The sequence below is a fragment of the Ancylobacter sp. genome (assembly GCF_965279025.1).
In the GTDB taxonomy this organism is placed as follows: Bacteria; Pseudomonadota; Alphaproteobacteria; order Rhizobiales; family Xanthobacteraceae; genus Ancylobacter.
Genome location: NZ_OZ257132.1, coordinates 4,421,386 through 4,448,269 on the forward strand (window position 1 = coordinate 4,421,386; position 26,884 = coordinate 4,448,269).

Annotated in this window: 17 protein-coding genes; 10 read left to right on the plus strand and 7 right to left on the minus strand. The window is 68.1% G+C overall.

Translation table 11 applies throughout. The features are described from left to right. Positions 1 to 12 precede the first annotated feature (12 nt). The 5 genes from ACQY76_RS20640 (at position 13) to ACQY76_RS20660 (ending at position 4,272) form a co-directional block, all read left to right on the plus strand. Positions 13 to 789, plus strand: a complete 777-nt coding sequence (locus tag ACQY76_RS20640; RefSeq protein WP_428030552.1) for a creatininase — start codon at positions 13 to 15, stop codon at positions 787 to 789. Positions 790 to 973: 184 nt separating this feature from the next. Continuing rightward, positions 974 to 1,930, plus strand: a complete 957-nt coding sequence (gene speB / locus ACQY76_RS20645; protein ID WP_428030553.1) for an agmatinase — start codon at positions 974 to 976, stop codon at positions 1,928 to 1,930. Then, complete coding sequence (gene speB / locus ACQY76_RS20650; protein ID WP_428030554.1) at positions 1,930 to 2,886, plus strand: agmatinase; 957 nt, start codon at positions 1,930 to 1,932, stop codon at positions 2,884 to 2,886. The genes speB (ACQY76_RS20645) and speB (ACQY76_RS20650) overlap by 1 nt, the downstream gene beginning before the upstream one ends. Before the next feature lie 102 nt (positions 2,887 to 2,988). Next, on the plus strand, positions 2,989 to 3,477 hold the full coding sequence (gene dps / locus ACQY76_RS20655; RefSeq protein WP_428030555.1) for a DNA starvation/stationary phase protection protein Dps: 489 nt from the start codon (positions 2,989 to 2,991) through the stop codon (positions 3,475 to 3,477). A 258-nt stretch (positions 3,478 to 3,735) separates the two neighbouring features. Next, positions 3,736 to 4,272, plus strand: coding sequence for a MarR family transcriptional regulator (locus ACQY76_RS20660; RefSeq protein WP_428030556.1), 537 nt, complete (start codon positions 3,736 to 3,738; stop codon positions 4,270 to 4,272). A gap of 100 nt (positions 4,273 to 4,372) precedes the next feature. On the opposite strand, the gene ACQY76_RS20665 is transcribed toward ACQY76_RS20660, so the two are convergent. The 3 genes from ACQY76_RS20665 to cckA form a co-directional block, all read right to left on the minus strand. After that, the gene (locus ACQY76_RS20665) at positions 4,373 to 6,001 is read right to left on the minus strand and encodes an alpha-D-glucose phosphate-specific phosphoglucomutase (protein ID WP_428030557.1); all 1,629 of its coding nucleotides are present in this window, start codon (positions 5,999 to 6,001) and stop codon (positions 4,373 to 4,375) included. 85 nt (positions 6,002 to 6,086) lie between these two features. Further along, on the minus strand, positions 6,087 to 7,730 hold the full coding sequence (gene pgi / locus ACQY76_RS20670) for a glucose-6-phosphate isomerase (RefSeq protein WP_428030558.1): 1,644 nt from the start codon (positions 7,728 to 7,730) through the stop codon (positions 6,087 to 6,089). Between the two features lie 31 nt (positions 7,731 to 7,761). Then, the gene (gene cckA / locus ACQY76_RS20675) at positions 7,762 to 10,320 is read right to left on the minus strand and encodes a cell cycle histidine kinase CckA (RefSeq protein WP_428033074.1); all 2,559 of its coding nucleotides are present in this window, start codon (positions 10,318 to 10,320) and stop codon (positions 7,762 to 7,764) included. Positions 10,321 to 10,605: 285 nt separating this feature from the next. Here cckA and ACQY76_RS20680 point away from each other — a divergent pair, with 285 nt between their 5' ends. Then, positions 10,606 to 11,925: a hypothetical protein gene (locus ACQY76_RS20680; protein ID WP_428030559.1), complete on the plus strand. Its 1,320-nt coding sequence runs from the start codon at positions 10,606 to 10,608 to the stop codon at positions 11,923 to 11,925. A 102-nt stretch (positions 11,926 to 12,027) separates the two neighbouring features. Here the strand turns inward: ACQY76_RS20680 and dksA are convergent, their stop codons facing one another. After that, positions 12,028 to 12,444, minus strand: coding sequence for an RNA polymerase-binding protein DksA (dksA, locus tag ACQY76_RS20685; RefSeq protein ID WP_213371956.1), 417 nt, complete (start codon positions 12,442 to 12,444; stop codon positions 12,028 to 12,030). A gap of 219 nt (positions 12,445 to 12,663) precedes the next feature. After that, on the minus strand, positions 12,664 to 13,530 hold the full coding sequence (locus ACQY76_RS20690) for a MipA/OmpV family protein (RefSeq protein ID WP_428030560.1): 867 nt from the start codon (positions 13,528 to 13,530) through the stop codon (positions 12,664 to 12,666). A gap of 181 nt (positions 13,531 to 13,711) precedes the next feature. On the opposite strand from ACQY76_RS20690, the gene ACQY76_RS20695 reads away from it, so the two are divergent. The 3 genes from ACQY76_RS20695 to ACQY76_RS20705 are packed head-to-tail and all read left to right on the plus strand — an operon-like array spanning position 13,712 to position 16,793. Further along, positions 13,712 to 14,248 carry a SixA phosphatase family protein gene (locus tag ACQY76_RS20695; RefSeq protein ID WP_428030561.1) on the plus strand — a complete coding sequence of 179 codons (537 nt, stop codon included), beginning with the start codon at positions 13,712 to 13,714 and terminating at the stop codon, positions 14,246 to 14,248. Positions 14,249 to 14,250: 2 nt separating this feature from the next. Further along, entirely contained in the window at positions 14,251 to 15,714 is a 1,464-nt protein-coding gene (locus ACQY76_RS20700) for a YcjX family protein (protein WP_428030562.1), read from the plus strand. 17 nt (positions 15,715 to 15,731) lie between these two features. Then, entirely contained in the window at positions 15,732 to 16,793 is a 1,062-nt protein-coding gene (locus ACQY76_RS20705; RefSeq protein ID WP_428030563.1) for a YcjF family protein, read from the plus strand. Here the strand turns inward: ACQY76_RS20705 and ACQY76_RS20710 are convergent. Next, positions 16,784 to 17,104 carry a 2Fe-2S iron-sulfur cluster-binding protein gene (locus ACQY76_RS20710; RefSeq protein ID WP_428030564.1) on the minus strand — a complete coding sequence of 107 codons (321 nt, stop codon included), beginning with the start codon at positions 17,102 to 17,104 and terminating at the stop codon, positions 16,784 to 16,786. The two genes, ACQY76_RS20705 and ACQY76_RS20710, sit on opposite strands and share 10 nt — an antisense overlap. Before the next feature lie 395 nt (positions 17,105 to 17,499). Here ACQY76_RS20710 and ACQY76_RS20715 point away from each other — a divergent pair, with 395 nt between their 5' ends. Then, on the plus strand, positions 17,500 to 23,145 hold the full coding sequence (locus ACQY76_RS20715; RefSeq protein ID WP_428030565.1) for an apolipoprotein acyltransferase: 5,646 nt from the start codon (positions 17,500 to 17,502) through the stop codon (positions 23,143 to 23,145). Between the two features lie 551 nt (positions 23,146 to 23,696). Here ACQY76_RS20715 and ACQY76_RS20720 read toward each other — a convergent pair. Further along, complete coding sequence (locus tag ACQY76_RS20720) at positions 23,697 to 26,870, minus strand: efflux RND transporter permease subunit (protein WP_428030566.1); 3,174 nt, start codon at positions 26,868 to 26,870, stop codon at positions 23,697 to 23,699. Positions 26,871 to 26,884: the final 14 nt, after the last annotated feature.

Consider the following 26,884-nt stretch of genomic DNA (forward strand, 5'->3'; position numbering starts at 1 on the left):
CAGGGGGACCGGATGGTCGACAGCGTACGTCTCGACGAACTCAGCTGGCCGGAATTCGCGGCGAAGATCGCCGCCGGCGCGCCGGTCCTGCTGCCGCTCGGCTCCACCGAGCAGCACGGGCCGCATCTGCCGCTCAATGTCGACGTGGTGCTGCCCACCGGCGTGTGCGAGCGCATCGCCCGCGAGGTCGGCGGCATCGTCGCCCCCACCGTGGCCTATGGCTGCAAGTCCATGCCGCGCTCGGGCGGCGGCGAGCAGTTTCCCGGCACGCTGAGCGTCGACGCCCACACGTTCGCGCTGGTGCTGCGCGACATCATCCGCAACCTCGCCCGGCAGGGCGTGCGCCGCCTCGTGCTGGTGAACGGCCATTACGAGAACTGCTGGCCGTCGGTGGAGGGCCTCGACCTCGCCCGCCGCGAGATCGCGCGCGACGGCATCACCGACTTCACCGTCATGCGCCTGGAATATTGGGACTTCGCCCAGCGCCCGACGCTCGACAGCATCTTCCCGGACGGCTTCCCCGGCATCGAGCTGGAACATGCCAGCCTGCTGGAAACCTCGCTGATGCTGGTGCTGCGGCCGGACCTCGTGGAGATGGACAAGGTGCCGAGCGACGGCCCGGCGACCTTCCCGCCCTATGACCGTTTCCCGGTGCCGGACGATTTCGGCCTGCCGCCTTCGGGCGTGCTGGCGGTGGCCACCGGCTCGACGGTGGAGAAGGGCGAGGTGCTGATGGCCGATTACGTCACCCACATCTCCGCCGCCATCCGCAAGGAATTCGGGTTGTGAGGACCCTGTTTCCCGGCCCAGCGACGCCGCAGGCGGAGCGCCGAGCCGGGACCCGGGGAAAATGCGCGAAGCGCTGCTTTGCTTCTGCCTTTGCCGCCTATGGCGACGTCTTGCGCTGGGTCCCGGATCGGCGCGGCTTGTCCGGGAAACAGGGAAAACCGGGCAGCATCCCAATGAGGTTTATATGACCGCCCCCTTCGAACCGCTCGATTCCGGCACCGTCCCGCGCTTTGCCGGGCTGCCCACCTTCATGCGGCTGCCGGTGGCCACGCCGGCCGACGTCGACATCGCCATCATCGGCGTGCCGTTCGATCTCGGCACCACCAACCGTGCCGGCACCCGCCACGGCCCGCGCGAACTGCGCAACCAGTCCAGCCTGATGCGGCGCGTGCATCACGTCACCGGTCTGTCGCCCTATGACCGCGCTCGCGTCGCCGATTGCGGCGATGTCATCATCGACCCGTTCGACCTGATGCGCTCGCTCGACATCATCGCCGCGCACTATGAAGGCGTCCGCGCGGCCGGCGCCCTGCCGCTCACCGCCGGCGGCGACCATCTCATCAGCCTGCCGATCCTGCGCGGTCTGGCGAAGGGCGGCCCGGTCGGGCTGATCCAGTTCGACGCCCATTCCGACACCTACGACACCTTCTTCAACGGCTCGAAATACACCCATGGCACGCCCTTCCGCCGCGCCATCGAGGAAGGGCTGGTCGACCCGAAGCGCTTCGTGCAGATCGGCCTGCGCGGCGCCATCTCCGATGCCGGCAATTACGACTATGCCCGCGACATGGGCGTGCGCATCATCTTCATCGAGGAGTTCATGGCGCGTGGCGTCGCCGACGTGATGGCGGAAGCGCGCGCCATTGTCGGCGAGGCGCCGACCTATGTGACCTTCGACATTGACGGCATCGACCCCTCGCAGGCGCCGGGCACCGGAACGCCGGAAATCGGCGGCTTTTCCACCCGCGAGGCTCAAGCAATGGTGCGCCTGCTCGACGGGCTCGACATCATCGGCGCCGACCTCGTCGAGGTCGCCCCGCCCTTCGACCCGTCCGGCCTCACCGCACTGACCGGCGCGACAATCATGTTCGAACTGCTCTGCATTCTCGCAGGCGCCGTGGAAAAGAAGGGGGCACGCTGATGGCGCATGGTTATGAGGGCGGCAGGCTCGATCTTCCCTTCGTCGGCATCTGCACCTTCGGCAAATACCCGCTCCAGCTCGACTGGGACAGGATCGACGCCGATGTCGCCATCGTCGGCGCGCCGTTCGATCTCGGGACGCAGTGGCGCTCGGGCGCCCGCTCCGGCCCGCGCGCCATACGCGAGGCCTCGACGCTGTTCTCCTTCGGCCATGCCGGCGCCTATGACCATGAGGACGACGTCACCTATCTGGCGGCCGGCAAGACGCGCATCGTCGATATCGGCGATGCCGACATGATCCACACCGACACCAACGGCAGCCACGCCAACATCGAATTCGCTGTCCGCAAGATCCTCGCGGCCGGCGCGCTCCCCGTCGTGCTCGGCGGCGACCATTCCATCAACATCCCCTGCATCGAGGCGTTCTCCGAGCAGGAGCCGATCCATATCGTGCAGTTCGATGCCCATCTCGATTTCGTCGACGAGCGCCACGGCGTACGGCGCGGCCATGGCAACCCGCTGCGCCGTGCGGCGGAGAAGCCCTATGTCGCCGGCCTCACCCAGCTCGGCATCCGCAACGTCTCCTCCACCGCGCGCGAGGGCTATGAAGCCGCCCGCGCCATGGGATCGGACATCCTGTCGGTGCGCCAGATCCGCAAGCTCGGCACTGAGGCGGTGCTGGCACGCATCCCGGAGGGCAAGCGCTACTACGTCACCATCGACATTGACGGGTTCGACCCCTCCATCGCCCCGGGCACCGGCACGCCCAGCCATGGCGGCTTCACGTATTACGAGGTGCTGGAACTGCTCGACGGCCTGACCAAACGCGGCACGGTGGTGGGTATCGATCTCGTGGAAGTGGCGCGGGAGTATGATCCTTCGGGCGTCACGTCCATCCTCGCCGCCCAGGTGCTGCTCAATTTCATCGGCCGCATTCTCCACAACCGCAGCTCTTGAATACCGTCATGTGCGGCCAATCTTTTCGGCGTCGGCGCGAATCCGCTCCCCGCGGCCGCCCGGAAGGCCTAATGCTGGGCCGTCACAGGAAGAGGACCTGCCATGCCCGCCCACAAGACTGCCAATGACGTGCCCTCCAACGCCAAGAAGGTCGCCATCGAGCTGCTCAACGCCAATCTCGCCTCGGGCCTCGATCTGTCGCTGGCGATCAAGCAGGCGCACTGGAACCTGAAGGGACCGCAGTTCATCGCGGTGCATGAGATGCTCGACGGCTTCCGCGCCGAGATGGACGGCCACACCGACACCATGGCCGAGCGCGTCGTGCAGCTGGGCGGCACCGCCCTGGGCACCACCCAGACCGTAGCCGAGGGCACCACGCTGGCGCCCTATCCCACCGACATCTACGCGATTCCGGACCACCTCAAGGCGCTGGTCGAACGATTCGGCGTGGTCGCCAACAGCGTGCGCAAGGCGATCAACGAATCCGACGACGCCGGCGATCCGACCACGGCGGATATCTTCACCGCCGCCTCGCGTTCTCTCGATAAGGCGTTGTGGTTTCTCGAATCCCACCTCGAAGATCCGCGCTGACCTCGTCCGGCGGCACGCCCTTTAAATATCCCGGCATGGCCGGCATGCTTCTTCTTAACTAAGAAGCACTTGGCCATGCCTTTTACGTGGAGGGACGTACGTTTCTCATAAATCCATTGGCCATTGCCTAATTTTCTCAATATTCTCCTGCCATAGCGTCACAACCCGTTCTGGCGAGGACATGCCACAGCAGAATCGGGCGCCGTCGGATTGGCTGTGGGTGTCGTTATTGGGATGGAAAGGGCAGGAATGGGGTCAATGGCAAACCACACCGCCAACGGTATTCCGCTGGATGGGCTCCCCGAGGGGGAACGGGCCTCCTACGTGTCGACCTTCACCGATTCGTCGGGGATCGAGACGCCGATCACCCATCTGGAGATCGCGCGGCTCATCGAGCGGACGCAGCGTCGGTTCCTGGACCTGCTGCGGGTCGAACTGGCCCGTCTGGGCACCGACGACATCAGCCCGTCCCAGGTGATGGTGCTGTTCACCATTGGCAATGACGAGCTATCGGTTCGGGATCTCCTTGAACGCGGCCACTATCTCGGTTCCAACGCCTCCTACAATCTCAAGCAATTGGTCGACGCCGGCTATGTGCATCGCACGGCTTCGCAGCGCGACCGCCGTTCCGCACGCCTGCGCCTCACCGAAAAGGCGCACGCCCTGTGCGAAGGCATCCGATCGATGCATGACAGCCGGCAGAGCGGCAATGACGACGCCGAGGCGCATGAGCTCTGCATCGCCCATGGCGTGCTGCTGCGCCTCGAGCTGCTCTGGACCGGCTCGTTGCGCTGAAGGCGCCGGTGGGACCGGCTCGTTGCGCTAAAGGCCACGGTGCGCGGCCGGTTGCCAGGCCCCGATCCGGGGCCCGGCGCCGGCAAGGCGCGCCCGACGCTCAGGTAATGACGGTCGGCTCGGCCCGGCCGGTGCGGCCCTCGATATCGGGAAGGGTGCGGGCGATCGCGATGAGGTCCGCCAGCGCCTCCTGCGTATCGAGGTCGTGGCGGGCAGGATCGGGCTCATAGCGTTCGAGATAAATGCGCAGGGTCGCTCCCGCCGTGCCGGTGCCGGACAGGCGATAGACGATGCGGGAGCCATCGGTGAAGAACACGCGGATTCCCTGCTTCGACGTCACGGAGCCGTCGACCGGGTCGTGATAGGCGAAGTCGTCCGCCTTCTCCACGGTCAGCCCGCTGAGGACGGCGCCCGGCAGGTCGGCGAGCCGCGCGCGCAGCTCCGCGACCAGCGCATCGGCGGCGGCGCTGTCGACCTCTTCATAATCGTGCCGGGTGTAGTAGTTGCGCCCGTAGGTCTTCCAGTGCTCGGCGACGATCTCCGCCACGCTCTGGCGGCGAACGGCGACGATGTTGAGCCACATCAGCACGGCCCAGAGCCCGTCCTTCTCGCGCACATGATTCGAGCCGGTGCCGAAGCTCTCCTCGCCGCACACCGTGGCGAGCCCGGCATCGAGCAGATTGCCGAAGAACTTCCATCCCGTCGGGGTCTCGAAGCACGGAACGCCGAGCTTCTCCGCCACCCGGTCGGCCGCGCCGCTGGTCGGCATGGAGCGGGCGATGCCGGTGATCCCCGCCTTGTAGCCCGGCGCCAGCTTGGCGTTGGCGGCGATGATCGCCAGCGAATCCGACGGCGTGACGAAGCGCCCGCGGCCGATGATCATGTTGCGGTCGCCGTCGCCATCGGAGGCGGCGCCGATGTCGGGGCCATCCTCCGACATCAACAGGTCGTTCAGTTCCTTGGCGTGGACGAGGTTCGGATCGGGATGGTGGCCGCCGAAATCCGGCAGCGGCGCGCCATTCATCACCGTGCCGGGCGCCGCGCCCAGCGTCTCCTCCAGAATCGCCGCGGCATAGGGGCCGGTCACCGCGCTCATCGCGTCGAAGCGCATGGTGAAGCCGGAGGCGAACAGATCGCGGATCGCGTCGAAGTCGAACAGCGCGCCCATCAGCTCGGCATAGTCTTCCACCGGGTCGATGACATCGACCACCATGTCGCCGATCCGACTGATGCCGAGCGCGTCGAGATCGATGTCGTCGGCATCCATGATGCGGTATTCGCGGATCGTCCTGGTCCGCTCGAAGATCGCGTCGGTCACATGCTCGGGCGCCGGCCCACCATTGCCGATATTGTACTTGATACCGAAATCGCCGTCCGCGCCACCGGGATTGTGGCTTGCGGAGAGAATGATGCCGCCGAACGCCTCATGCTTGCGGATGACGCAGGAGGCGGCCGGCGTCGAGAGGATGCCGCCCTTGCCGACCAGCACCCGGCCGAAGCCGGCGGCGGCAGCCATCTTGAGCACCGTCTGGATCGCCTCGCGATTGTAGAAGCGCCCATCGCCGCCGATCACGAGGGTTTCGCCCTCGAAGGCCTCCAGGCTGTCGAACAGGGCCTGGACGAAATTCGCGACGTAATGCGGCTGCTGGAAGACCGTGACCTTCTTGCGCAGGCCGGACGTTCCCGGCTTCTGGCCCTCGAACGGCGTGGTGGCGACGACGCGGATCATGTTTCCCCTCGAACTTCGTGGATCGCCACGGGCGGGCGCAGGCCCCGCTCGAGGCGGCGCTGCGGCCGGCGATGACGGCGTGGGACTATTTCTTCACGAGATGATGTAGGAGCCCGGCCGCCGAGGTCGAGAGCGATTCCGGGGCGACACCGCTTTCCACCGCCGGAAGCAGCGTGTTGGCCAGCTCCTTGCCGAGCTCCACGCCCCACTGGTCGAAGCTGTTGATGTTCCAGATCGCCCCTTCGACGAACACCCGGTGCTCGTACAGCGCGATGATGCGCCCGAGCGTATAGGGGTCGAGCGTCTCATAGGCGATGGTCACCGAGGGCCGGCTGCCGGTGAAGACGCGGTGCGGGGCGATCCTGTCGGCGGTAACCTCGTCGCGGCCGGCGGCCAGCAACTGCGCCTTGGCCTCCTCCAGCGTGCGCCCGCGCATCAGCGCCTCGGACTGGGCGAGGCAATTGGCGATCAGCATGGCGTGCTGGCGCTTCAGGCCGGGCTCCTTCTCTTCCGCATGGCCCCGGGCGGCGATGAGGAACTCGACCGGGATCGGGCTGGTGCCTTGGTGGATGAGCTGGAAAAAGGCGTGCTGCCCGTTGGTGCCGGGCTCACCCCACACCACCGGCCCGGTGTCATGCGCCACCGTCTTGCCGTCGAGCGTCACGTGCTTGCCGTTGCTCTCCATGTCGAGCTGCTGGAGATAGGCCGGCAGCCGCGCCAGATGCTGGTCATAGGGAATGACCGCACGGGTGGCGTAGCCGCACACGTCGCGATGCCAGATGCCGACGAGAGCGAGCAGCACCGGCAGGCTCTTTTCCAGCGGCGCGGTGCGGAAATGCGCGTCCATCGCGTGGCCGCCGGCGAGGAAGCGGCGGAAATGCGCCTCGCCCACCGCGATCATGACCGGCAGGCCGATGGCCGACCACACGGAATAGCGCCCGCCGACCCAGTCCCAGAAGCCGAACACCCGGTCCGGCGCGATGCCGAAAGCGGCGACCTTGTCCAGCGCGGTGGAAACCGCGGCGAAGTGGTTCGCCACCGCCGCCTCGCCCAGCGCCTCGACGATCCAGTGCCGCGCGCTGGCGGCGTTCGACATCGTCTCCTGGGTGGTGAAGGTCTTGGACGCCACGATGAACAAGGTGGAGGCCGGATCGAGGTCCTTCACCGTGTCGTAGAGATGCGCGCCGTCGACATTGGAGACGTAATGGGCGCGCGGGCCGTCGTGATAGGGCGTGAGGGCGATGGTCGCCATGACAGGACCGAGATCCGAACCGCCGATGCCGATATTCACCACATCGGTGATCGGCTTGCCGGTCCAGCCCTTCAGCGCGCCGGAGCGGATGCCCTCGGCGAAGGTCGCCATGGCGGCAAGCACGGTGGCGACATCCGCCCGCACATCCTGTCCGTCGACGGTCAGCGGGGTGTCGCCGGGGTCGCGCAGTGCCGTGTGCAGCACGGCGCGGTCCTCGGTGAGGTTGATGTGCTGGCCCTCGAACATCGCCGCGCGCTTGGCCTCGACGCCCGCCGCGCGGGTGAGGTCCAGCAGCAAAGCGAGCGTGTTCGCGGTGAGCGAGCATTTGGAAAAGTCGAGCAGCATGTCCTCGAAGGAGGCGGAGAAATGGCCGAAGCGCGCGCTGTCGGCGGCGAACAGGCTCGCCACCTTCTCGTCGGCGCGCGACGCGTGGTCGGCGGCAAGAGCCTTGAAGACGTCCTCGGTCGCTGCGGTCATCTTGTCCTCCAGACGGTCCCCGTGCGGGACATTACTCACTGCGGCCAGGCTCGCCACCGCCGCGCGGGCTGCGGTCCTGTTCGCTCCGGCCCATGCTCGCCTTCACCGCCTCGATCAGCTGCTTGAGCGTGAAAGGCTTCGGCAGGAAGCCGAAATCCGCGCCCTCCGGCAGGTTCTTGGCGAAGGCCTCCTCGGCATAACCCGACATGAATATCACCTTGATGTCGGGATGGGTCGGGCGCAACTCCTTCAACAGGGTCGGGCCGTCCATTTCCGGCATCACCACGTCGGAGAGGATCAGGTCGACCTCGCCGGGGTGCTCGGCCATGACCTCCAGCGCCTCGACACCGGAGCCGGCCTCCAGCACCTGGTAACCGCGCGAGATCAGCGCGCGTGCGGCGAAGGCGCGTACCGCCTCCTCGTCCTCGACCAGCAGCAGCGTGCCGCGGCCGGTGAGATCGGTGGCCTTGGCCGGCACCTCCGGCTCCGGCGCGCGCGGCGCCAGCTCCGCCGCATCAGGCACATGGCGCGGCAGGAACACCCGGAACACCGAGCCCTGCCCCATCTCGCTGTCCACCTGCAGCGTGCCGCCGGTCTGCTTGACGATGCCGTAGACGGTGGAAAGCCCCAGCCCGGTGCCCTTGCCCACCTCCTTGGTAGAGAAGAACGGCTCGAAGATCTTGTCGAGGATATCGGGCGGAATGCCGGTGCCGGTATCGGCCACCTCCACCAGCACGTGGTCCGCCTCCGGCAGCCCGGCCTCGGCATAGGCCGCGCTCTGCGCCGCGTTCACATTGGCGGTGCGGATGGAGAGCGTGCCGCCCGCCGGCATGGCGTCGCGTGCGTTCACGGCGAGATTGACGATCACCTGCTCGAACTGGTTGAGGTCCGCCTTCACCGGCCACAGGTCGCGCTCTTCCTTGACCTCGAGCTTGACGGTCTCGCCCAGCAGCCGGCGCAGCAGCATGGTGAGGTCGCTCATCACGTCGCCCAGCCGCAGCACCTGCGGGCGCAGCGTCTGGCGGCGCGAGAAGGCGAGAAGCTGGCGCACCAGCCCCGCCGCGCGGTTGGCGTTCTGCTTGATCTGCATCACGTCCTGGAAGGACGGATCGGTCGGGCGGGCATTGGCCAGCAATAGGTCGGAATAGCCGATGATGGCGGTCAGCACATTGTTGAAATCATGCGCCACGCCGCCGGCGAGCTGGCCCACCGCCTGCATCTTCTGCGACTGCGCGAACTGCGCTTCCAGCGCCCGCTGCTCGGTGGTCTCGATGACATAGACGATCGCCGCTTCGCGCGCGGCAACGCCGTCCTCGACCGAGGCGAAATAGAACCGCGCCGAGCGCCCGCCCTCGCGTTCCAGCACGATGTCCACCGGCGCCGCAGGCGCCTGCCCGTGCACCGCCGCCGCCAGCGCCAGCTGCAGCGGGTTGCGGGCGGCCTCCGGCACGATGTCGACAAGGCGCCGCCGCTCGTTCTCATGGCCGCCGAACAGCCGGGCGAACATCGCATTGGCGCGCACCACCCGGCCTTCCGCGTCGGCCTCGGCGATAGCGATTGGTGAATTGTGGAAGAAGCGGGCAAACCGCACCTCGGCCGCGCGGGCCGGGTCGGCGGCATTGTCCTCGCGCGAGCGGTTGACGACGAGCGTGCGGGAGGCGCCCGGCGTACCGTCCGAGGCGAAGGCGACGCGGTGCCAGATGCGCACCGGCAGCTTCTGGCCGTTCTTGCGCTTCAGGTCGAGGTCGAGCACCTCGGTGCGCACGCCGCCGGGCAGCGGCGCCATGCCGGTGAGCAGCGCCGCCGCCGCGCCCGGCACGATGTCGCCCACCGTCAGGCCGCCCGGGCCGAATTCCGCGAGATCGTAGCCCAGCCAGTCGACCAGCGTGGCGTTGATGTAGTGGATGGCGCCGCCGGCGGCCGAGAAGAACCCGGCGGGCGCGTGGTCGAGATAGTCGATGGCGTGCTGCAGTTCCAGAAAGGCGCTTTCCTGACGCTCGCGTTCGCGCGTCAGGTCACTCACCGTCCACACGGTGGTGCGCACGCCCTTGCTGGACAGAATCGCCGGCCGGGCGCCGAGGCGGAGCCAGCGCACCGGCTGGCCGGGGCCCGCGAGGCGCACCTCCTCGATGGCGGCCCGCCCCTCGCGCACCCCTTGCGCCAGGCGGTACACCGCCTCCGAGGCGTCGGGATCGCTGGTGAACAGGCGCTCCACCGGCCGCGCCTCCTGCGGCGTCGCGGCGCCGGTTATGTCGCAATAGCGGGGATTGGCGTAGAGCACCCGCCCCAGCGTGTCGACGATGCTTACCCCCTCCGGAGCGCTGTCGACGATCCGGCGGGCGAGTTCGTCGCGCTGGTCGGGCGCGCCGAAGCGCAGCAGGCCGGCCGCATAGGCAAACAGCGCGAAGACCCCGATGACGGCCAGAACGGTCAGCAGGCCGATGATCCAAGGGTCGGCCCGATCACGCCCCAGCAGCAGCAGCGAGACGACCGCGCCCACGAGCGCCAGCGCGACCAGCAGCACCAGCCGGATGCTTCCGCCCATCTCGGTCCGGTCGATGGTGGGATCGTCGCGTCCGCCGTCCGCCATGTTCAAGCCAGAAGCCTTCCGCTACCGCCGCCGACGCAGCTCAGCGAGGCGATTCAACCTGTCCTTCTTGGTGCCCGACCCGCCCCCCCGGGGCAAGGCCCGATTCGGCTTATCCGCCGCCGGCATCCACGCCAGGGGTCCCGGTGCCAGCTGGGCATGCCGGCACCCCATACCGTCACCGGCGCCAAATCGGGGCAGGACTTGCCCGCCGCGCCCTTACACGACACAAAGGCACACTGTAATCGGCCTCGCGTAAACCGGCCGGCGTTTCGGGAGAGATGGCTCATGATGGATGTCCTGTCCGATTTCGGATCGTTGGCCGTGCCGATCCTGGTGTTTCTTGGTCTCATCGTGCTGGCGGGCATCGTCGTCTGGCTCGGCCGCCGGGCGCGGCGCCATCGCAGCCACGGGCTTGTTGCCGGGCACCGGCTGGCGGTCGTCGACCAGGTGCAGATCGACGAGCACCGCCGCCTCGTGCTGATCCAGCGCGACGATGTCCAGCATCTCGTCGTTCTCGGCGGCGGCAGCGATTTTCTGGTGGAAAGCGGCATCGGCGACGTGCGCGCCCGCGATGCCCAGCATTCGCCCGCCATGGCCCACGCGGTGGAACCGCCCCGCGTGCCCGAAGCGCCCCGCCCGGCGGCGCCCGCGCCCGCCCCGGACAGCTTCCGCGCGGCCGAGCCTCCCCGGGAGCCGATGCGCAGCGCCCGCGACCTCGTTCCGCCCGCTCCCGCCGTCCCGCCCCGGCCGGCGCGTCCCATCCCTCTGCCGTCGGAAGCGCGCGTGCCAGTCGATCCCCGGCCGACCACCTACTCCCGTGGCCCCGCGCGCGATCTCACCGTGGAGCCGATGCCGATTGCGCCCGGGGCGGCCGGCCCCTTCCCGACCCGTCGTTCGGCCGAGGCCCGCCCGGCCGAGCCCGAGTCGCCGGTGCGGCCCGCGCCCACCCCACCCGCGGTGGCGCATAGGGCCGAGCCGGTAATCGAGGCTCCCATGACGCCGGACACCGGCGCGCGGGTGAGCGTGAAGGTCGACCCGCTCTTCGCCGACATGGCGGACCAGCTGGAAGAAACCCTGCGCCGCCCGACGACGCCCGAAAGCGACCCGGCACGCCGCCCGGTGCCGGCCGCCCCCCAGAGCTTCGAGCGGCCGGTTGAGCGGCCAGCTGCGACCCCGCTCCGTGGCGGGGAAGGCTGGGCGGCCGACGAGCCCCGGGTCGCGCCCGCTGCGCCCATCATGCCCGTCCCACCCGTTGCCGCTCCGGTCGTATCGGCGCCGGCATCCATCCTTCCCGCTGCCGGGCCCGCCGCCGTCGCGCCGGCCTCGCGCGCGCCCATCCGGGAGACCGATCGTCCGGACATGCGGGCGGCAGACCTGCCGGTGCTGGACATCCGGCCGGAGCCACGCCCGACTGAAACCCGCATCGCCGAGACCCCGGCGCCGGAAATTCGCGCCATCGACCTGTTCGCGCCGAGCATTCGCGCCCCCGAAGCCCGCGCGCCGGAGATCGACATCACCGAGGAGCGCCCATCGGCCAGCGCGGAGCCGGGTGACCCCTTCGAGGAAGAGATGGCCAGCCTGCTGGGCCGTTCGCGCCGTCCCTGACGACGGCCCGATCGACCAATAACGAAAAGGGCGGCCCGTCATCCGGGCCGCCCTTTTGTATGTTCCTGCCTCTGCGCCGGAAATCAGCCGCGATACAGCGTCCTAGTCGTCGCGATACACGCGCTCGCGGCGCTCATGGCGCTCCTGCGCCTCGATCGACAGCGTGGCGATCGGCCGGGCTTCCAGGCGCTTGAGCGAGATGGGCTCGCCCGTCTCTTCGCAATAGCCGTAGGAACCATCGTCGATTCGGTCGAGCGCGGCGTCGATCTTGGCGATCAGCTTGCGCTGGCGGTCGCGCGCCCTGAGTTCGATCGCGCGATCCGTCTCCGAAGACGCCCGGTCGGCGATGTCAGGGTGATTCTGGTTTTCGTCCTGAAGGTGCTGCAGCGTCTCTTTCGCCTCGCGCAGGATGTCGTCCTTCCACTGCAGCAGCTTCAGGCGGAAATACTCCCGCTGCCGCTCGTTCATGAAAGGCTCGTCCTCGCGGGGACGGTACTCTTGGTCGATCTCAACCGACATCGGCCTTCGTCCTCGTTTTCCGGGGGCACCCCTATCGGGCGCAGCTTATATCGCCACGTTCGCGCCCGCACAACACCTCACAGCGTCATGGGAACGACACGAAATGCCGGATTTTTCAGCAGCTTGCGCGCCGAAACAAGGCATCGTGAAAATTTGCGTGGGAGCGATGGAAAAGCCGCGACGGCGCCGGCTGCAGTGCCGGCGCGCGAACCCGCGAAACTATTCGAAACCGAGGAAGAAGGTGTAGGAGAGCGAGACGCCGGCCTGGAACTGGTTGCGGTCGCCGTTCTGCACAACGAGCGGGCTGTCCGCGGCGTCGTCCATCAGATATTTGTATTCGGCGAACACCGAGCCGGTGATGTTTTCGGTGAACCGCTTGACCACTTGGCCGCCGAAGCCGACCGAATAGATGCCGCCGCCGGCCTGGTAGGGCGTCAGCGGGTTGCCGAGGGCCTGGGCGAAGGCGGCCTCGGCCGGCGAGATGCCATAATAGGTGTCGATATAGCCCGAGCTCGCCAGCGTCATGCGCGGACCGGCCGACAGCGTGACGCCCCACAGTTCCGGGCTGAAATGGATCGCGTCGACCGCGAGGTCCGCCACGACGCCATCAAAGCCGCCGAAGCCGTAGCGCAGTTCGCCGCGCAGGCGCAGCCACTCGGCCGGGAACCACTGGGCGTAGCCGCCGACCTCGAAGGCATAGTCGATGTTCGACATGCCGCGCAGAGCGTTGGAACTGGAGGCATCGCGCTTCCAGTCCAGCTTGCCGACGATACCGACCTCGAACACGCCATTGTCGAACAGCGCGAGGTTGGGGTTGTCGTTGAAGCTGGTGAAGCGGCTGAGCTGGTCGGCGCGGGTGATGCTGATGATCGGCTTGAAGCCGAACTGGTAATCGTCCGAACCCGCCCAGACGGGCTCCGCCATCACATAGCCGCCGAGGGTCAGCGTCCACTGGCGATCCGTGGCTTCCGCCTTGGCGTAGGTGGGATCACCCTTATAGGCCATGTCGGCGGCCTGGGCCATCGAGGCCGAGAGACCGATCGTCCCCGCGACAACCACTACACTAGCGAAGCCGACTGACCGCATTGCAAACATCCTGTGAAACGTACCCTGCCTTCATTACAGCAGCTTGGCACGGTTGTGGTTGCCGAAAAGTCACTTAACGCGCGTCAATCATTTGCCCCTTTGTCAGCCGGGGTGCTCGCACCGGGCGCGGGCATGCCTATATGGACGCTGCGCCCCTTCCCTTTTGGTTAAGACGGACGTCATGCTGCGCCTCATCCTGCTTCGTCACGCCAAGTCCGCCTGGCCGGACGGCGTCGCCGATATCGACCGGCCGCTCGCCGGACGCGGCGAGCGCGCCGCCGCCGCCATCGGCACCTATATGGCGCAGGAGGCGCTTCTGCCCGTGCGGGCTCTGGTCTCGCCGGCCCGGCGCACCATCGAGACATGGGAGATCGTCACCAGGGCCTGGCCGCCTCACCCGCTCCCCGCCTATGAGCGCGGCATCTACGAGGCGCCCGCCGCCGGCCTGACGCGGCTGGTGCAGGCCCAGGACCACGCGTCTCCCCTCATGCTGGTCGGGCACAATCCCGGCATGGAGGATTTCACCACCCTGCTGCTGAAACGCGCACCGCGCGCCAAGGTGCTGCCGAAATTCCCGACCGGCGCGCTGGCGGTGATCGACGTACCGGTGGCGCGCTGGGAAGACCTTGCGCCCGGCATCGGCACGCTGGAGCGCTTCGTCACCCCGCGTGCGCTGGGCGTCCAGAAAGAGACCGGCGTGCAGAAGGACAAGGAGTAGCCGTGCCCTCCCGCTTCGAATGGCTGCTCGACGAGGCGCGCCTCACCGCGCAGACCCTCATCGACCGCGCCGAAGACCTGACGAGCCCGACCCTCCGCCTCGGCATCACCGGCCTTTCCCGTGCGGGCAAGACGGTTTTCACCACCGCGCTCATCCACTCTCTGGTGCGCGGCGGACGGTTGCCGGTGTTCCGCGCCATGCATGAAGGGCGCATCGCCACCGCCCGGCTGGAGCCGCAGCCCGACGATGGCGTGCCGCGCTTCGACTATGAGGGGCATCTGGCGACCCTGGTGGATGAGCGTCGCTGGCCCGAATCGACCCGGCGCATCAGCGAATTGCGGCTCGCCATCGACTACGCCCCGGCGCGCGGCGGCCGGCGCACCCTCACGCTCGACATTGTCGACTATCCCGGCGAGTGGCTGCTCGACCTGCCGCTGCTCGACCAGTCCTTCGCCCAATTCTCCGCCAACAGCCTGGCGCTCGCCCGCGCCCCGGCCCGGCGGCCCCTCGCCGCCCCCTTCCTTGCCGCTCTGGAGGCGGTGGACCCTGGCGCCGCCGCCGAGGAGAGCGACGCGCGCAGGCTTGCCGCGCTGTTCACCGATTATCTCGCCGCCTGCCGCGCCGAAACGGTGTCGATGAGCCTGCTGCCGCCCGGCCGCTTCCTCATGCCCGGCGATCTCGAAGGCTCGCCCGCCCTCACCTTCGCGCCGCTCGACCTCGCGGAAGGCGCCGAGGCCGGCGCCGGCTCGCTCCACGCCATGATGGAGCGCCGCTTCGAGGCGTATAAGGAGCGAATCGTCCGCCCGTTCTTCCGCGACCACTTCGCCCGGCTCGACCGGCAGATCGTGCTGATCGACGTGCTGTCCGCCCTCAATGCCGGCCCGGCGGCGCTCGCCGATCTCGAATCGGCGCTGGACGGCATTCTCACCGCCTTCCGCATCGGCCGGAATTCGTGGCTGTCCTCGCTGTTCCGCCACCGCATCGGCAAGGTACTGTTCGCCGCGACCAAGGCCGACCACCTCCACCACACGAGCCATGATCCGCTGGAGGCGATCCTGCGCCGCCTGGTCGAGCGTGCGCTGGCGCGGGCAGAGGGCGCGGGTGCCGACATCGACGTGGTGGCGATCGCCGCGGTGCGGGCGACCCGCGAGGCGATGGTGAAGCGCGGGCGCGCGCATCTGCCGGCGATTGTCGGCGTGCCGGAGGCCGGCCAGCACGGTGCCGATGACTTTGACGGGCTGGCGGAGGCGGCGGTCTTTCCCGGCGATCTGCCGGAAAGCCCGTCGGCCCTGTTCGACCCCGCCCTCGGCTTCAACGGCCTGTCCGACGCGGCGGGCGGCGATTTCCGCTTCCTGCGCTTCCGGCCGCCGCCGGTGGAGCGCAATGCGGAGGGGCTCGCACTCCCGCTGCCGCACATACGGCTCGATCGCGCGCTGGAATTCCTCCTCGGCGACAGATTGAAATAGAACCGGCTGAACGCACCATGAGCGACCGAATCCCGCGCCGCCCGCAGGCTTTCCGGCTGGACGACCCCGGCGTCGTCCTCGGCGAAGAGGGCCGCGCCGCCCCGCGCGGCGCCGTCGTCGTGACCCCCGGACCGGTGGAAATCGTGCAGGAGGTCGCCCCGCTCCCCCTGCCGCCGGCGAAGACGTCGCGCTGGGGCAAGCTGTTCTGGACCGGGCTCGGCGGCCTCGTCAGCCTCGGCATCGGCCTCGCGGTGACCAAGCTGATCGAGGACCTGTTCGCCCGCGCCGACTGGCTCGGCTATGTCGGGCTCGGCTTCGCGGCGGCGCTGCTGCTCGCTACCTTCGCCATCATCGGGCGCGAGGCGTTCGGGCTGATGCGGCTGCGCACTCTGAACCATCTGCGGGAGCAGGCTGCGGAAGCGCTGGCGAAGGACGACCGGCGCCTCGCCGAATCGGTGACGTCGGAGCTGCTGGTCCTCGCCGCCGCCTCGCCACGCCTGTTCCGCGCCCGCACCGAACTCTCCGGCCATCTCGGGGCGATCATCGACGGTGCCGACCTCATCCGGCTGACGGAGCGCCAGCTGATGGCCCCGCTCGATGCCGAAGCCACCCGTCTGGTCTCGAATGCTGCCAAGCGCGTCTCGGTCGTCACCGCCGTCTCGCCGCGCGCGGCGGTGGACCTCATTTTCGTGCTGCTGACGGCGGTGGGTCTGGTGCGCCAGCTCGCGCTGCTCTATGGCGGCCGGCCCGGCGCGCTCGGCATGCTGCGGCTGTTCCGGCAGGTCGTTGCGCATCTTGCCGTCACCGGCGGCATGGCGGCGGGTGATTCGCTGATCCAGCAGGTGGTCGGCCACGGCATCGCGGCGAAGCTGTCCGCCAGACTGGGGGAAGGCGTGGTCAACGGCCTGCTCACCGCCCGGCTCGGCATCGCGGCGATCGAGGTGACGCGCCCGCTGCCCTTCGCCGCCCTGCCGGCGCCGGCGCTCAAGGATGTCGCCGCAGGCCTTATCAGCCGCGACGAGGCGAAGGAGAGCGCCCGGGACAGCCTTAAGGCGCCGCCGGCAGAGCCTCAGCCCTGATTTTCAGGCGTGCGTACCACCAACCCGTCCAGCGCGTCCGTGACCTTGATCTGGCAGGAAAGCCGCGAGGTAGGCCGCACGTCGGAGGCGAAGTCGAGCATGTCCTCCTCCATCGGCCCCGGCTCGCCCGTGGCCGCCTGCCACGCTTCGTCCACATAGACGTGACACGTCGCACAGGCACAGGCGCCGCCGCATTCAGCGTCGATTCCCGGGACGCCGTTGCGGATCGCCGCCTCCATCACGGTGGCGCCGATCGCGGCTTCCACGGTGCGCTCTGTGCCGGCGGTGTCGATGAAGGTGATTTTGGGCATGGGGCAGCGCTTCAGCGATTTTCGAATGACTACAGGAAAGCCCGCCCTAGATAGCTGTCGGAGCCGGCGAATGCCAGTCGGTCACGCGCCCTCGTTGAGATTGGACGGAGTCCGTGCGATTCGTTTGCCCGCCTTGCCGAAGGGGCTTTTTTCGGCGAGCGTGAATCAGAGGTTTCGGAACGTGGTGAACAGGCCGTTAACGATAACTGAAATCGCCTTGTTAACCCCCGTTCCATTTCTGATGGTCAAGAGCGTAAGATAAAGGTGCGGGGGACTGGAATTCCTCTCGTCAAGTGCGGAACTTCTGCAGATGACGGGAATACCACAACTCCGCAGAACCCCGGCCCGACGGCGCAAGCCGGTCGGAGTAGCGTACGGACCGGAGGCAGGCGCCGATGTCGACGAATACGAAGAAGATTCAGCAGGACCCCGCAGAGGCCGCCTTGTCGGCCATTGAAGAGGCGCTGAGTCTCGACCTTGCGTCCGATGACGGGTCCCACCCGTCGCAGGCGCATGACGACTTCGAGCTTCCCCCTGCCCGCGAGCCGGAAGGCCCACGCATCGAGACGCGCGGCGGATCGGAGGACGAAGCCAGTTCGTCCAGCTTCCTCGACGATATCGACCTGTTCGGCGACACCCCGGCGCCGCAGGAGTTCGAAGCCTCGTCGCTCGGCGAGGACGAATTTGCGTTTTCCCACGAGGATCTCGCCGATACCGGCGATTTCGATCGCGCCAACGAGCCCAATTTCGATTTCGACGCCAATGGCGAGGCGCCTCAGCTGGCATCGGTCGCTCCGGCCGTTGCCGCCGGCGCCGCGCTTGCCGGTGCGGCGGCGGCCCTGCCGCGCGGCGAAGCCCGTACCGAGAGCGAGCCTGCCGACGCCGCACGCTCCACCTCGCAGGGACGTCGCGCCGCCAATGACGACCGCGAGAGCATCGGCCAGCTTCTGTCCTCGCTGCAGCGCCGCCCCTCCTCCGCGCCCTATATTCTGGCCGCTGTCGCCTCGCTTGCGTGGCTCGGGGCCGGCGGCGCCCTGCTCTACACGCAGTTCGGCGGGATTTCCGGCACGCTGACCTCGATGGTGAACGCCCCCGGCTTCCTGGCCGGCGTGGCGGCGACCATCGTTCCGCCGATCTTCTTCTTCGTGCTCGCCGCCATGGTGCGGCGCATGCAGGAGATGCGGATCGTCGCCTATTCCATGGCCCAGGTCGCCATCCGCCTGGCCGAGCCCGCCCGGACTCCGGCCCCCGCGATCGCTCCCGCCGCGACCGCCATCAGCCTGCCGCCCATCGCGATGCCGGCCGGTGTCTCGGAAGAGACGCTCGCCCAATATGCCGGGCTGGAGCAGTCCGTCACCCGCGCCAGCGAGGCGGAAGCCTTCGTGCGCGGCGAAGTCGCCGCCCTGGCCCAGGCCTATGACGACAATAACCGCCGCATGCACCAGCTGGTCGAGCGCCTGCAGCTCGAACGCGACGCCATCCTGACGCAGACCGAGCACATCCGCGAAACCATCGCCTCGTCGCACTACGCCTTCGTCGAGGAAGTCGGCACCGTCAGCGAGCGCATCAACGACACGGTGATGCTGGCCGCCGACCGGGTGGCCAACACGCTGTCCGACCGTGGCGAGCACATCACCCTGGCCCTCGGCCGGGTCGGCGACACCATCATCGAGGCGCTGTCCGACAAGGGCGGCGACCTCATCGACCGCCTGCAGGCGACCGGCTCGGAGGTCAACACCAACCTGTCGGACGCCAGCGAGCACCTCATCTCCACGCTCGCGGCGCAAAGCGACGAGATCAGCACCCGCCTCGCCGGCGTCACTACCCACCTCACCGATACGCTGGCGACCCGCACCGACGACATGAGCCGCCAGCTTTCCGGTGCCACCGACAGCCTGTCGAAAACCCTCACCGCCCGCTCCGACGAAATCGGCCTCCGCCTCACCGGCGTCGCCGAGAATCTCACCGAGACGCTCGCCGCGCGTACCGAGGCGATCAGCCGCCAGCTTTCCGGCGTCACCGAGAACCTCACCGACACGCTGGCCAACCGCACCGACGAGATCAGCCGCCAGCTCTCCGGCGTTACCGAAAACCTCACCGACACGCTGGCCAACCGCACCGACGAGATCGGCGACCGTCTGCTGCGCACCGCGTCCGAGCTTTCGCACGTGGTGAACCTGCGCACGGAGGAAATGGGCGACAAGCTGGCCGCCACCACCCTCAAGCTCACCAGCACGCTCTCCAGCCGCTCCGACGAGATCACCGACGCGCTGGTCAGCACCGGCACCCGCCTCGCTGATGAGATCGCCATCCGCGCCAACGAGGTCAACCACACTCTTAAGAGCACCGGCGACGCGCTGGTGCTCGACCTCTCGGTGCGCGGCGGCGAAGTCGTCCGCAAGCTGGAGGAGACCGGCAACCGCGTCGCCGACACCATCACCGTGCGCGGCGACGACCTCGCCGACCGGATCGCCGATACCGGCAACCGCATCTATGACGCCGTCGCCGTGCGTGGCGCCGAGCTGGAGCGGCTGCTGGGCGAGACCGGGCAGCGTGTGGTGCATCAGCTCTCGCAGGCCGGCACCGGCATCCACGACGCTCTTGCCGAGGCCGCGAGCCGCGTCTCGCAGGACATCGACTATCGCGGCCAGGCGCTGACCCAGCAGCTGGCCCATGTCGGCGCCGAGGCGGCGCAGACCCTCGCCGACAACGGTGCCCGCGTGACCGACCAGTTCCGCGAGGCCGCCGACTATCTCGCCTCTGACCTCACCACGCGCAGCGACAACATGCGCGACCATCTGGAGCAGCAGTTCCGCAACATCGAGGATCTGGTGAGCGTGCGCGGCGGCGAGATCGCCGAGCGCATTTCCTCCGACACCTCGACCCTCGGCCGCCAGATCGTCGACGGCCTGCGCGACTTCGACACCGTGCTGCACACCCATGGCGGCGACATGGTCCAGCGTATTTCGGACCGCGTCGAAGCCGTGACCCGCGCCATCGACGTCAACCTGTCCGGCTTCGACAACCAGGTCTCCAGCAAGGCCGAACAGGTCGCGGCGGCGCTCGACATGCGCATCGCCAACATCGAAAGCGTGCTCGACCGTGGCGTGGAAGGCCTCAACCAGACCCTCAGCAGCCGCACGGTGGAATTCGCGCAGACGCTCTCCGAGGGCACCCGCCAGGCCAATGAGGCGATGAGCGGCTCGCTTGATATGCTCAGCGGCTTCTTCGACGAGCGCGCCAGCGCCATCACCGACCAGCTCTCCCAGCACATTGATCAGGCTGACCGCACCCTGGCCGCCCGCGCCCAGGACATCGCCACCTCGCTCGATGACCGTGTCGGCCGTTTCGAGGAGACGGTGGTCAGCCGCATCGACAATGTCGCCACCTCGGTCGAGGTTCGCGGCGCCGCCATGGCCGATCTGCTCGGGCAGCGCATCGGGGCGGTCGCCGGCCAGCTCCGCAGCCAGGCCAGCGAAATCGAGAACAGCCTCACCTCCCTGGTCGACAATGTCGGCCGCACGCTGGTCGACCGCGCCGGCGAGGTGACCACGCTGTTCGATTCCCGTACGGACGAGATCGCCCGCATCGTCGAGGAGCGCGGCAACGGCCTGCTTACGGCGCTGGAAGATCGCAGCATCTCGATCACCAGCGAGATCGCCCGCGCCAGCACCGAGCTGCTGACGGCCATCGACGACCATCGCGAGAGCCTCGTCGCGGCGCTCGACACCACCCGCAGCGGCGCGGTGTCGGACATCATGCGCGCCAGCGACGAATTGCTGACCACGCTTGAGACGCGCTCCGACGCCATCATCTCCGCCTTCGAGACGGCGACGTCCGGCCGCGCCGATCAGCTGATGCAGATCAGCGGCGATGTCGTCTCCTCGCTGCAGCAGATCACCGGCGAAGTGGCCGCCTCGCTCCAGGCCGCCGGCGGCGAGGTCACCACCTCGCTGCAGTCGGTCGGCAGCGACGTCAACAACTCGCTCCAGCAGATCACCGGCGAGGTCTCGAACTCGCTGCAGCAGATCGGCGGCCAGGTCACCCAGGAAATCGCCCGCGCCGGCGATTCGCTTCTCAGCGAATTCGACGGCCGCGGCGCGCAATTGGTCGAGAGCGCCCGTCAGGCCACCGAGATCGCTTCCGGCGAGTTCTCCCGCCTCGTCGACGAATTCGACGGCCGCGGTGCCCAGCTCGTCGAAAGCGTGCGTGAAGCCAGCGGCGGCGCCTCAAACGAATTCTCCCGCCTCATCGAGGAGTTCGGCGGACACGGTTCGCAGTTCGTCGACAGCGCCCGCCAGGCGACCAGCGTCGCCTCCGAGGAATTCGCCCGGCTTGCCGAGGAATTCGCGGCGTCTCTCGAAGGTCGCGGCAGCGGCCTGATCGCGGCGATCGCCGCCAGCGGCCGCTCGGCCGTCGCCGAGATCTCGGCGACCAACGAGGCGCTTCAGGGCGATGTCACCGGCCTGCTGGAGCGGCTCGGCGACGTCAATGTCCAGTTGCAGGACGTGCTCGCCAACTCGGTCGGCAGCCTCGCGGACATCGAGAAGACCATCACCGGCCGCCTCGAGGATTTCCGCGCCACGGTCACCAATGTCGAGGAAGCGAGCACCCTCGCCTCCTCCCGCATGGACGAGCAGATCCGCGACCTGCGCACTGTCTCCACCGACGTGCTCAAGGACGTCGCCCGGCTCAGCCACTCCTTCGGCGAGCAGGCCAGCCTCATCACAAGCGTGGCCAACGCGCTGGGCAGCGCGCATGAGAATCTCGACGATACGCTTGGCGGCCGGCACGAGGCACTTCTCTCGCTTGCCGAGCAGCTCTCCGAGCGTACCGCCGAGCTCGACGGGCGTCTCTCGACCTACACCAGCACGCTGGAGACCACCTTCGGCCGCGCTGAGGAGCGCGTGACCGCCATCTCCAAGTCCATCCTCTCTGCCGCCAGCGCTTCGACCGATACGCTGGTGCGGCAGCAGCAGGAGGCACGCGAGGCCACCGAGGCCGAGCGTGAGCGCACGGTTGCCTCGCTGCACGAGACCTATGAGCAGACGGTCCGCGAGGTCGACACGCTGATGCGCCAGGCCAACCAGGGCTTCTCGGGCGCCGCCCAGGCCCTGCGCGCTTCGGTGCTCGACATTCAGCGCCTGCTTGAGACCACCCGCGAGGAACTCAAGCGCGGCATCCTCGAACTGCCGGAAGAGACGGAAGCCAACGCTTCGGCGATGCGTCGCACCGTTGCCGAGCAGATCAAGGCACTGGCGGAACTCAACGAGATCGTCTCGCGGCATGGCCGCACGCTCGATGTCGATGCCGGGCCGCGCACGCGCCTTCCCGGCCCGCTCGCGCCATCCGCATCGGCTCCCGCCACGCCGATCGCCGCGCCTTCCCGCGCGCCGATCTCCCGCGCTCAGCCGCCGGCGCCGCGCACCGAGCCCGCCCGTCCCGAGACGCCGTCTTATTTCGAGCCGCCTCGCGTCAACGGCCTCGGCGGGACCACGCCGCCACGCCGAGCCAATATCGGCCCGCAGCCGCTGGAGCGTAGCGGCCCGGACAAGGGCGGCTGGCTGTCCGAACTCCTGGCACGCGCCTCGGATGGCGAAGGCCCGGCCCCTGTCGGCCCCGCGCCGCGCAGCGCTCCCCCGCTCCCCCCGCGCAATTTCGACCCGCGCCAGGGGCAGCCGGAGAGGCCCGTCCATCACACCATCGAGTCGCTCGACTCGCTCTCGGTGGACATCGCTCGGATGATAGACCACGAAGCCGCAGTCGATTTGTGGGAGCGCTACAAGAAGGGCGAGCGGAACGTCTTCACCCGCCGGCTCTACACCATGCAGGGCCAGCAGACCTTCGAGGAAATCCGTCGCAAGTACCGCCGCGAGGTCGAGTTCCGCGACACGGTCGACCGCTATATCGGCGAGTTCGAGCGGCTGCTGGAGCAGGTCTCGCGCGACGAGCGCGGGCAGGAGCTGACGAAGACCTATCTCACCTCCGATACGGGCAAGGTCTACACGCTGCTGGCCCACGCCGCCGGCCGCTTCGACTGAACCACCGGCGCCTAGGGCGCCGGCCGATCCAACGCCTAAGAGAACCCCCGCCTTCGCGCGGGGGTTTTTGTTTGGGCCGGTGCCTGCGTGGGAATCATCTGTCGGGCCGTGACCGCGCTCGGTGCACGGCGCAGCGCCGACAGGGCACCAGTCCGTCACCGGACATGGCGGCTCGCTTCGAGGACAGCCCCTTCGACATGCTGTCGGGACATCGGGGTGAGACGCGGCGTGGAAATACGGCGCGAGCATTACCTGATAGGTGGGATCCAGACCTGATAGGTGGGATCCAGCGGCCAGCCAGGGTGACGCCTCGCCAGAGGTGACGGGCACCTCCACCAGCGACCGCTACGCCTGACCGCCCCTCGCCGCGACAGCGCGCATCTGCTTCCGGGCAAAGGTCGAAGACCCCGCGCCGGCAGCGCCCACATCCCGCGTGACTGTGCCACTCCCCGCGTCTGCCGCCAGCCACGCAACGAAAAACCCCGCCGCTCGGGAGAGCGGCGGGGTTGATTTCTATCCCTGGACCTGTCCGAAGGCGGCGGCGCGGCCGGTCAGTGCGGAGCGGCGGCGGCTTCCTGCTTGCGGGCGCGGCGGCGTTCGCCGAAGCCGGCGAGCCAGCGGGCGACCACGTAGAAGGTCGGGGTGAACAGCAGCCCGAAGATGGTCACGCCGATCATCCCCGAGAACACCGCCGTGCCCAGCGCCTGCCGCAGCTCGGCGCCGGCGCCGGTGGCGATGACCAGCGGCACCACGCCGAAGATGAAGGCCAGCGAAGTCATGATGATCGGCCGCAGGCGCAGCTGGGCGGCATGCGTCGCCGCCGCGAAGCGGTCCTCGCCACGATCCTCCAGCTGCTTGGCAAATTCCACGATCAGGATCGCGTTCTTCGCCGCCAAGCCTATGAGCACGATGAAGCCGACCTGACTGAGGATGTTGTTGTCCTGCCCTCGTATTAGGATGCCCACCACCGCGGCGATCAGGCACATGGGCACGATGAGAATGACCGCCAGTGGCAATGTCAGGCTCTCATACTGCGCCGCCAGCACCAGGAACACGAACACCACGCCGAGCCCGAAGGCGAAGATGGCGGTGTTGCCCGCCCTCACCTGCTGGTAGGCGAGCGTCGTCCACTCGAAGGCGAAGCCTTCCGGCAGCGTCTGCGCCGCGATGGCCTGCATCTTCTGGATCGCCTGTCCCTGCGAGGTTCCCGGCATGACGTCGCCGTCGAGTTCCGCCGCCGGGTACAGGTTGTAGCGCGGCACGCGATAGGGGCCGGAAATGTCCCGCACGGTGGTGAAGGAGCCGAGCGGCACCAGCTGCCCCGAGGCATTCTTGACCCTGAGCCGCAGAAGGTCGTCGGGCGTCAGGCGGAAGGGGGCATCCGCCTGCGCCTGCACCCGGTAGGTACGGCCGAACAGGTTGAAGTCGTTCACATAGGACGAGCCGATATAGGTCTGCAGCGTCGAGAACACGTCGGCGATGTTGACGCCCAGCAACTGCGCCTTGGTGCGGTCGATGTCGAGGAAGAGCTGCGGCGTCGAGGTCTCGAACAGCGAATAGACCTGCTTCAGCCCGGGCGTCTGGTTGGCCGCGCCCATCATGGCATAGACCGCGCCCTGCAGCGCCTCATAGCCACGCCCGCCGCGATCCTCGATCATCATGCGGTAGCCGCCGGCATTGCCGATGCCCGACACGGGCGGCGGCATGACGACGATCATCTGCGCTTCCTCCACCGAGGCGAGCTTGCCGAACAGCGTGCCCTGGATGGCGGCGGCGGATTGCCCGGCATGCTGCGCACGCTCGGCCGCCGGGCCGAGGATGACGAACATGGCGCCGGCATTGGGGGCGTTGGTGAAGGTGGCGCCGGAGAAGCCGACAATGTTCACGACGTGCGCGACACCGGGCGTCGCCAGCACTTCCTTGGCAGCCTCGGTCATCACCTCATTGGTACGCGAGAGCGCCGCGCCGCCCGGAAGCTGGGCGGCCACGATGAGATAGCCGCGGTCCTGCGCGGGGATGAACCCTTGCGGTGTCGAGCGGAAGAGCTGGAAGCCGCCGGCGAGGATGGCCACGTAGACCAGCAGCACCACCACGGCGAAGCGCACGAGCTTGCCGGTGAGCCAGCCATAACCGCGCGAGACGCCGTCGAAGCCCTTGTTGAAATAGTGGAAGAAGCCGGTAAGCGGCCGCATGTACCAGGCCGGCTTGTGGTCGCTTCCCTTGTGTGCCTTCAACAGCAGCGCGCACATGGCCGGCGACAGCGTCAGCGACACCATCAACGAGATCAGCGTCGAGCCGGCGATGGTGAGCGCGAACTGGCGGTAGAATTCACCGGAGATACCGGTGATGAAGGCCGAGGGGATGAACACCGAGGCCAGCACCAGCGAGATCGCCACCAGCGCGCCGCCCACCTCGTCCATGGTCTTGTAGGCGGCGTCGCGCGGGCTGAGGCCGGTGGAGATGTTGTGCTCGACGCTTTCCACCACCACGATCGCGTCGTCCACCACGATGCCGATCGCCAGCACGAGGCCGAACAGCGACAAATTGTTCAGCGAGAAGCCGAACAGGCTCATGATGAAGAAGGTACCGATCAGCGAGACCGGAATGGCGAGGATCGGAATGATCGCCGCCCGCCAGCTCTGCAGGAACAGCACCACCACAATCACCACCAGGACGATGGCTTCCATGATGGTGTGTTCGACCGCGCTAACGGATTCGGCGATGAACTGCGTCGGGTTGTAGGCGGTGGAATAGGCCACGCCGGGCGGGAAGCCCTTGGCGATCTCGGCGATGGCGGCCTCGATCGCCTTGCCCGTCGCCAGTGCGTTGGAGCCCGGCAGCTGGAAAATGCCGAGCGCGACGGAAGGCTTTGAATCGAAGTACGAGATCGAGGAATTGTCCTGCGCCTCGATGCCGATCCGCGCCACGTCGCGCAGCCGCACCACGGCCTTGCCGGTCTCGCGCACGACGATGTTGCCGAACTCCTCCGGCGTCGACAGGCGCCCGAGCGTGCGCACCGCCACCTGGAAGCCCATCTGGTTGGGCACCGGCGGGGCGTTCAGCACGCCGGAGGCAACTTGCAGATTCTGCGCCTGCAGCGCCGCCGTCACGTCGCCGGCGGTCAGGTTGAGCGCCTGCAGCTTCAGCGGGTCGAGCCAAACCTGCATCGCATAGTCGCGCGAGCCGAACACGGTGATCGAGCCGACGCCCGTCACGCGCTGGAGCTGATCCTTGATCTGCAGGTTGGCGTAGTTGGAGATGAACAGCGAGTCGCGCGAATCGTCGGGCGAGTACAGGCTCACCACCATCAGGATGTCCGGCGAAGACTTGGCCACCGTCACGCCGATCTGCTGCACGTCCTGCGGCAGGCGCGGGGTGGCGGTCGCCACGCGGTTCTGCACCTGCACCTGCGCGATATCGAGATCCGTGCCGATGTCGAACGTCACCGCGATGGAAAAACGGCCATCCGCCGTCGAGTTGGAGGAGATGTAGAGCATCCCCTCGACACCGTTGATCTGCTGCTCGATAGGCGCGACCACCGTGTCGGCCACGGTCTCGGCGCTGGCGCCGGGGTATTGGCCGGTCACGTTGACGACCGGCGGCGCGATGTCGGGATATTGCGCCACGGGAAGCGAGACATAGGCGACGACGCCCAGGATCATCACGACGATGGAGACCACCGAGGCGAAGATCGGGCGATCGATGAAGAAGTGAGAGAAACGCATGGGACCGCCTCCGC

Coding starts and splice junctions, on each gene's coding strand:
- ACQY76_RS20640 (WP_428030552.1), top strand. CDS start 13: ATGGTCGACAGCGTACGTCTCGACGAACTCAGCTGGCCGGAATTCGCG.
- speB (WP_428030553.1), top strand. CDS start 974: ATGACCGCCCCCTTCGAACCGCTCGATTCCGGCACCGTCCCGCGCTTT.
- speB (WP_428030554.1), top strand. CDS start 1,930: ATGGCGCATGGTTATGAGGGCGGCAGGCTCGATCTTCCCTTCGTCGGC.
- dps (WP_428030555.1), top strand. CDS start 2,989: ATGCCCGCCCACAAGACTGCCAATGACGTGCCCTCCAACGCCAAGAAG.
- ACQY76_RS20660 (WP_428030556.1), top strand. CDS start 3,736: ATGGCAAACCACACCGCCAACGGTATTCCGCTGGATGGGCTCCCCGAG.
- ACQY76_RS20665 (WP_428030557.1), bottom strand. CDS start 6,001: ATGATCCGCGTCGTCGCCACCACGCCGTTCGAGGGCCAGAAGCCGGGA.
- pgi (WP_428030558.1), bottom strand. CDS start 7,730: ATGACCGCAGCGACCGAGGACGTCTTCAAGGCTCTTGCCGCCGACCAC.
- cckA (WP_428033074.1), bottom strand. CDS start 10,320: ATGGCGGACGGCGGACGCGACGATCCCACCATCGACCGGACCGAGATG.
- ACQY76_RS20680 (WP_428030559.1), top strand. CDS start 10,606: ATGATGGATGTCCTGTCCGATTTCGGATCGTTGGCCGTGCCGATCCTG.
- dksA (WP_213371956.1), bottom strand. CDS start 12,444: ATGTCGGTTGAGATCGACCAAGAGTACCGTCCCCGCGAGGACGAGCCT.
- ACQY76_RS20690 (WP_428030560.1), bottom strand. CDS start 13,530: ATGCGGTCAGTCGGCTTCGCTAGTGTAGTGGTTGTCGCGGGGACGATC.
- ACQY76_RS20695 (WP_428030561.1), top strand. CDS start 13,712: ATGCTGCGCCTCATCCTGCTTCGTCACGCCAAGTCCGCCTGGCCGGAC.
- ACQY76_RS20705 (WP_428030563.1), top strand. CDS start 15,732: ATGAGCGACCGAATCCCGCGCCGCCCGCAGGCTTTCCGGCTGGACGAC.
- ACQY76_RS20710 (WP_428030564.1), bottom strand. CDS start 17,104: ATGCCCAAAATCACCTTCATCGACACCGCCGGCACAGAGCGCACCGTG.
- ACQY76_RS20715 (WP_428030565.1), top strand. CDS start 17,500: ATGTCGACGAATACGAAGAAGATTCAGCAGGACCCCGCAGAGGCCGCC.
- ACQY76_RS20720 (WP_428030566.1), bottom strand. CDS start 26,870: ATGCGTTTCTCTCACTTCTTCATCGATCGCCCGATCTTCGCCTCGGTG.